General features: G+C 70.7%; 4 protein-coding genes. All 4 read right to left on the reverse strand.

What is annotated here, in order from left to right:
• Positions 1-1745 (reverse strand): serine/threonine-protein kinase (locus tag G3N98_RS37305; protein WP_206150930.1); only part of this gene is annotated, 1745 nt, incomplete at its 3' end.
• An 83-nt stretch (positions 1746-1828) separates the two neighbouring features.
• Complete coding sequence (gene tagF / locus G3N98_RS37310) at positions 1829-2524, reverse strand: type VI secretion system-associated protein TagF (RefSeq protein ID WP_175238661.1); 696 nt, start codon at positions 2522-2524, stop codon at positions 1829-1831.
• Positions 2506-6132 carry a type VI secretion system membrane subunit TssM gene (gene tssM / locus G3N98_RS37315; protein WP_206150931.1) on the reverse strand — a complete coding sequence of 1209 codons (3627 nt, stop codon included), beginning with the start codon at positions 6130-6132 and terminating at the stop codon, positions 2506-2508. The genes tagF and tssM overlap by 19 nt, the downstream gene beginning before the upstream one ends.
• A 2-nt stretch (positions 6133-6134) precedes the next feature.
• The coding region (locus G3N98_RS37320; protein WP_206150932.1) for a DotU family type VI secretion system protein at positions 6135-7371 on the reverse strand (1237 nt) is incomplete at its 5' end.

The following is a 7371-nucleotide window of genomic DNA, read 5'->3' on the forward strand; positions in this document are numbered from 1 at the left end:
GACGTACCGGCCTGCGGCTGGCTGGCGGCCGGCGCGGCCTCGTCGGCGACGCGGGCGGGACGCGACAGATAAGTCGCCGCGAGGCCGACGGCGATCAACGCGACGAGCGCGCTGCCGACGTAGACAGGCAGGCGGCGGTTGCGCGATCCAGGCGGAGCGTGGCCGCGTTGGGCGCCGGTCGGCCCGGATGCGCCACTCGATGACGAGGCCGACGCCGATGCGGCGGGATGCGGTGCGCTCGAACCAGCGGTGCCGGCAGTCGCGGATGCGTTCGCATTCCCGGAACCCGCCGCACCGCGTGCACCGACGCCGGCGTCGGTCGTTGTGGATCGCGTACCGGCTGCGTCGTGTGTGTCAGTTCGTGCAGCGGGCGCTTCTTGCGCGCGTTCGACGTTTCCGTTCGCCGTTTCGGATTCGACCGGCTTTTCAACCGGTTTCGCAGGCGATTGAGACGCATGCGATGCAGCAGACGCTGCGAGCGAGCCCGCAGCCGCAACGGCGGCGCCTTGCGCGACGGTTTCGGACGTCGAAGGCATATCGGCCGCCGGCTTGGCGCCGGACACGCCAGGCGCTGCGGATGCCGTGTGCGTGGGTATAGACACATGATCCGCACCACCGGCTGTCAACGCTCGCCCATCCGGCGCAGCGTTGCCCGAAGCGGTCCCGCCCGCGCCGATCGAAGCCGCCGCTGCTGCCGACGCCACGCCGGACGCAGCAGAAGCCTCCCCCTTCCCTTCCCCGCTCCTGCCTGCCTCACCCACCGGCGGCACGACCGCCGCGCCATATCCGCCACCCGTCCCGACGTCCCGCAACCCGAGCTCCGCCGCGAACGCCGCGACCGATTCCGGCCGATCCGGAATCCGCAACTGCAGCGCATGATCGACCGCCGCGAGAAACGCCGGGCTGTACACCTCGCCGGCCGGCAGTTCGCGCGACGCGAGCGGCCGGTACGTGTCCTTGATGCTGCGCACGACGGCCGCGGGCGGCAGCTCGCCGGTGATCATCGCGTGCATCACCGCGCCGAGCGCATAGAGGTCGGTCCACGGCCCCTGGCTGAACGCGGGATCGTCGGTGTACTGCTCGATCGGCGCATAGCCGGGCTTGATCATCATCGCGCCGTCGTCGACCAGGTCGCCGATCCGTTTGCGGGCCGCACCGAAGTCGAGCAGGATCGCGCTGCCGTTCGGCCGGATCAGCACGTTGTCGAGCGCGACGTCGCGATGGAAGCACTGCGCGCGATGCAGCGTGTCGAGCGCGCCGAGCAGCGCGCCGACGATATTGCGCAACTGCGTCTCGCTGATCCGCATCCCGCCGTCGAGCAGCTGCTTGAGCGTGCGCCCTTCGTAGAACGGCATCACCATGTACGCGGTGCCGTGGCTTTCCCAGAAATGCAGGACCTTGACGAGCCCCGGATGGTCGAATTGCGCGAGCAGGCGCGCTTCGTTGAGGAACGCGCCGCGGCCGGCGTCGAAGGCCTGCGCGAACCGCTCGGAGCGCAGCGACACCGTGTAGTCGCCGCCGCGCGTGGCCAGCATCGACGGCATGTATTCCTTGATCGCGACCGCGCGCCGCAACGTGCGGTCGAATGCGCGATAGACGATCCCGAAGCCGCCGATGCCCAGCACCTCGTCGAGCTGCAGTTCGCCCAGGCGATGGCCGAGCGGCAGCGGCCGCACCGTGAATTCGGATGCGTCGCCGCGTGTCGCCGTGTCGTGCTCGTTGTCTCTCGATCCAGCGTCCTTCATCTCCACCACCTCTCGAAACCGCGTCCTTTCCACCCGCCGCACCCGCCGCGCCCGGCGGCCCGCCGTCGGTCAGCCGGGGGCCGCTAGCTGCCGCCGAACAGCGTCAGGAACAGCGCGTTGTCGGGCGTGCCCGTATGCGCATGGGTGCGCAGCGGCGATCCGTCCGCCCGGTTGGTCCACCAGAAACTGGTGCCGCCGTGCGGATCGAAGTAACCGGACAGCCCGGGCCACGCGGCCGGGGCCGGCCGTTCCGGCGGCGGCGCCGGCATGCCGTCGACGATGTCGGCGTACGTGTCGTCGCCCGGCGTGAGCCGCACACGCGCCAGCATCTGCTCGAGATCGCCGGGCGCGCGTGCATGGCGGATCGTGTCGAGCAGTGCCTGGCCGACCTGCCAGTAGAACGTGTCGGCGGCATCCGGCAGCCCGTTCCAGTAATCGGCCGCGCGCATCGGCAGCGTGACGATCACCGGGTAGTAGCGCCCCACCCGGTCGCAGCTCGGCGCGAGGCAGCCCGGCTGAATGCACGATGCGCCCGCGCCCGCCGGAATCAGGAAGTTCCAGACCGGCGCGACCGTGTAGTGGCGCTCGATCTCGTCCGCGCCGCGCTGGCGCATCGCGGCCATGCCCTGCTGGAGCCAGCGCTCCCACCACAGCGCGAGCGCATGCGGCAGGCGGCTGTTCACGAAGTCGCCGGCGCCGGGAATCTTCCCGTACCAGGCCGGCGCATCGCCGTCGGTACGCGTGAACGGCGGTGTCGGGCTCATGGCTTCGGCGGGCATGTAAAGGACTCCATCTGGGGCAGCCTGAACGGGTTGCGGACACTGCCCGCATTCACTTGCAGCACGATCGGTTTGCCGTCGACCGTGAACCGCGCAATCATCTGGTCGGAACCGCGCCCGGCGGACACCCCCGCGCGGTCGAACAGCCGGTGCAGCGCCCACGGCCCGTCGGTCGAGAAGCCGTCGGTCGCGCCGGCCTGCCCGGACACCTGCAGCCGCACCTGGTTGCTGCCGCGCGGGCCCGGCCAGTTCACCGCGCTCTGCACGAGCGGGCCGTGCGCGTAGCGGACGATCTGCCCGTCGACGTCGAGCACCATCTCCGTGATCGACGGGTCCATTTCGAGCGGCTGGATCTGCACCTTCAACTGCGCGGTGCGCGCGCCGCCGCCGAAATAGACGTCGCGGATCACCGCCGCCTTCTCGAACGACGCCAGCATCGCGGCGGCCGACGGATCGGCGTCCGCATTGCGGTTCGCGAAGCGCCACGGGTGCGACGTCGTATCGACGATCGACTGCAGGTTCTTCTGGAAGAAGTCGTCCATCAGGCCGCCGGGCGCGAACATCTGCGCGAAATCCGCCGGCGCGACGTCGCGCGCCGCGCCGCGCGCGAACGGATAGCGGCCCGCGATCGCCTGCCGGCAGAAGTCGCCGACGTTCGCGCCGGCCCGCGTCGCGACGCTGCGCTGCTCGACGGTCGCCACGCTGCCGTTCGCGACGTTCGACAGGTCGTCGAGTACTTCGCGGAACGGTGTCGGCAGGCGGCCGGCCTGGGCGCGCAGCTTCGCGGGCGCATCGGACGGCGGCGGCTGCGCGCCGCTCCTCAGCGCGTCGTCGGTGGCCGTCAGGTACGTGTACAGCGCGTCGATCGACTTCAGCACGTCGTTGAATGCCGATGCCTGGTCGCCGCTGCCCGGCGCGAACGCACGCAGCCCGGCGAAGTGGCTGTCGACGATCTGCTCGGCGCTCGCGGGCGCCGCCGCGGACGCACTCGAATTGCTGCCCTGGCCCGCGAAGATCTGCGACAGCGAACTGCGCGCCTCGTCGACCTTGTCCTGCGCGCGCGCCGCGAGATTGCGCGCCCCGCCCGGTGCGTCGCCGAGCGCCGTATCGCGTGCGAGCGCCACCATCAGCCGCGTGAGCGGCGAATCGGCGGACGACAGCGCGCGCGCCACCTGGATGCTCTGCGCGAGCGTCGCGGTGCGCTGCAGCTTGATGTCGGCGAGATAGTCGTCCCAGATCTTCAGGTAGTCGTTCAGGTAGAGCTGGCGGATATCGCGCGCCCACGCGGCCGCGTCGTTCGGGCCGGGAATCTCGGACAGCCCGAGGTTCAGCACCCACACCTCCTCGCGCCCGTACGCTTCGACCTCGCCGGCCAGGCGCGGCGCGAACACGTTGCGATAGCCGTTGCGCGTGTAGAGCCCCGGCACGCCTTCCGACAGCGGCTTGCCGCTCTGCCGGCGGAACACCAGTGAAGCGTCGGGGCCGACCGCCCGCGCGACGCTGAAGTCGAACGCGGAGGTGGCCGGCCGCAGCGTCATCGTCATCTGCCGGTACAGCCGCTGCGAGAACGGCACCTGGCGCAGCCGGTCGCGCACGTCGGCCACGAGCCGCTCGTTCATCGGATACGGCGACACCGCGACCCGGTTGCCGAACAGCGCGGCAAGATGCGCACGCAGCGCGGAGCGTTCGGCCGGCGAGAAATCGGGCGGCAGCGCGCGTTCCATCTCGAGGTCGACGACGGCCTGCACGAACGCGGGATCGTAGTGCGCGCTGTCGTACAGCATCAGGTACGCCTTCAGCGCCGCATATGCGTATTCGGTCTCGTCGGGCCGTGCATCGCGCAGCGCGGCCTCCATCCGGCTCGCGGCGATCGGCAGCAGCACGTCTTCGAGCGCGCGCCGGTACACGGTGTCGACGGCTTCGTCGATCTTCTCGCCCTGGAACAACCCCCACCGGTACGCGAGCGGCGGATGCTGCAGGTCGACGCCGCCCGCATTCGCGAGGTTGCCGAGCGCGTCGAGCACGGGCAGCAGGCGCGCGACGTCGGCCGCATCGGAGAATTTCGCGCCGGCGATCTGCGCATCGACGGCCGGCACGCGCCCGGCGATCTGGTCGAGATACGCGCGGTTGTTCGAATAGCTGCGCAGCCACGCAAACAGCACGGCCACGCACACCAGCGCGAGCAGCACGTAGCCGGCGATCTGCAGCACGCGCCGCTTCTGGTGCCAGCGCAGGTCGCTGCCGGCGAGCGCGGCTTCGCGGAAGATGTGCTCCTGCAGCAGCGACTTCAGGAAGAAGCTGCGCCCGGTCGAACCGACCTGCGCGACCGGCGGCACGCCCTCGATCTTCAGGAAGCGCTTGATGCCGCTCATCACGCGATCGAACGCGGTGCCCTCCTGCGTGCCGCTCGTCAGGTAGACGCCGCGCAGCATCGGCATCGGCTCGTAGCTCGACACGGAAAACACCTCGGCGACGAACTGGCCGAGCATGTCCTGCAGGTCGGCGATCTGCTGCGGCAGCAGGTACGTCATCTCGCGCTGGCGCGCGTCGGTCTGCGCGGCGAGCAGTTCGGGCAGCCCGTCGTTCAGCCGCTGGTGCAGCAGCCGGTATTCGCGGTCGAATGCCGCGCGCAGGTCGAAGCCCGGCGCCTCGCTTTGCGCGAGCGGGAACGTGAAACCCCACACCTGCGCGCATTCCGCGCGGCCGTAGTGGCTGAAATACTCGGCGAAGCCCGCGAGCAGGTCGGCCTTCGTCACGAGCAGGTACACGGGAAAGCGGATGCCGAGCTGCGCGCGCAGTTCGAGCAGCCGCTTGCGCAGCACCATCGCGTGCTGCGTGCGTTCGGCCTCCGACGCGCCGAGCAGGTCGGCCACGCTGATCGTCAGCATCGCGCCGTTCAGCGGCTGGCGTGTGCGGTATTTCTTCAGCAGCTCGACGAAGCCTTTCCATTCGGCCTCGTCGAGCGCGCGGTTGCCCTCGTGCGTCGTATAGCGGCCGGCCGTGTCGATCAGCACCGCGTCGTTCGTGAACCACCAGTCGCAATGCCGCGTGCCGCCCACGCCGCGGATCGCCGCGCGGCCGAACTGCTCGGCAAGCGGAAAGCTGAGCCCGGAATTCACGAGCGCGGTGGTCTTGCCCGAGCCCGGCGCGCCGATGAACACGTACCACGGCAGCTGATACAGATACTGGCGCGACATCCGGTCGAACCAGCGCGGCAAGCCCTTGCGCGCGGTGTCGGCCTGCCCGAAGCGCACCTTCTTCAGCAGCGAAGCGGCTTCGTCGAAGCGGCTGCGCAACTCGTCGAGCTGGGCTTTCGCCGGATCGTCGGCGACGGCCGGCCCGGGCGCGGCCTCGCGCAGCTGATTCAGCAACTGCGCGTTGAGGCGGCCGGCGCGCCAGCTGCGCCACGCGACGCGTGCGCCCCACGCGATGAACAGCACCGCGATCGTGAGCCCGCGCGCCCAGCCGCTTTCGAGCGGCCGGACCTCGGCGAACGCGAACAGCGGCCCCGCGAGCCATACGAAGCACGCGAGCACGACGAGACCGGCGAAGGTCCAGATCTCCCGCGACGGCAACGGCCGGACGAAACGCGCGACAGCCTGGTTCATGGTCAGTTGGCTCCCTGCGTGGCGCTCGCGCCGACGGCGGCACTGCCGGGCGCCGGCAGCAGCGTGATCTCGACGCGCCGGTTCAGTGCGCGGTTCGCCGGCGAGTCGTTCGGCGCGACCGGATCGAGCGTGCCGCGCCCTTCCGCGGCGAGCCGTTCCGGATGGTCGAGCCGCGCGGCGATCATCCCGCGCACGGCTTCCGCGCGTTCGCGCGACAGGTCCCAGTTCGATGCGAAGCGCGCCGTATGCACGGGCGTGTCGTCGGTATAGCCGGTCACGCGCACGTTGCCGGGCACCTTGTTCAGCGCATCGGCCACGCGCGCGAGCACCGGCACGTAACGGTCGATCACCGACGTCGAGCCGGACTTGAACACCCCGTCGCCGCGCAGCACGATCACGCTGCGGTCGGCCTGGTCGCGCACCGCCACGAGGCCGGCCGCGATCTCCGGTTCCAGGAACTTCGCGATGCGCGGCGCCTGCGCCGGGCGCGGCGGCGCCTGCGCGGGTTGCAGCTTCGGCACGTGCAGCGCATCGATCGACGCGAACAGCCGATCCGAATGCCCGGCGAGCGCGATCCGCAGCCCGACGAACACGCCGAAGCCGATCAGCAGCGCGAGCGCCACGCACACCCACAGCGGCACGCCGAAGCGGCGCGCGACATCGCGCGTGACGACGTCGCGCCAGTGCGGCGACAACGCCGGTTCGAATTCGCCGCGCACCGAGCGGATCGTCAGCGCGAGCTGGTGGCGCAGCGCGTCGAGCTGCGCATGGCCGTTGTCGAGCACGCGATAGCGGCCCTCGAAGCCGAGCGCGAGACAGAAGTACAGCAGCTCGAGCAGGTCGAGATGCTGGCGCGGCTGCTGCGACAGGCGTTCGAGCAGGTGGAAGAATTTCTCGCCGCCCCACGTCTCGTTGTGGAACGACACGAGCAGGCTGTGCGACGACCACACGCTGCCGCCCCACGGCGTCAGCGCGGCCGCCTCGTCGAGCGCCGTGCACAGGCAGTAGCGCGCGCCGATGATCGCTTCCGACGGCACGCCAGCCTCCTGCGCCCGCGCCTCGAACTGCCGGATCTCGACGACCAGGTGCTCGCGCAGCCACGCGGGATTCGGGTGATGGACGGTCGAGCGGATCTGCGGCACCAGGTTGAGCAACGGATTCGCCGCGGCGACGAGCGGGTTCGTGCCGCTCGCGGCCCAGCGCCCGGGGCGCGGCTGCGTCGCGGTCGGGCCGGCCGTG

Origin of the sequence: Burkholderia sp. Tr-20390, assembly GCF_017104595.1 — a bacterium.
Lineage (GTDB): Bacteria > Pseudomonadota > Gammaproteobacteria > Burkholderiales > Burkholderiaceae > Burkholderia.

Bases quoted from the DNA above. Each gene is read 5' to 3' on its own strand.
- tagF (WP_175238661.1), bottom strand. From the start codon at position 2,524: ATGCCCGCCGAAGCCATGAGCCCGACACCGCCGTTCACGCGTACCGAC.
- tssM (WP_206150931.1), bottom strand. From the start codon at position 6,132: ATGAACCAGGCTGTCGCGCGTTTCGTCCGGCCGTTGCCGTCGCGGGAG.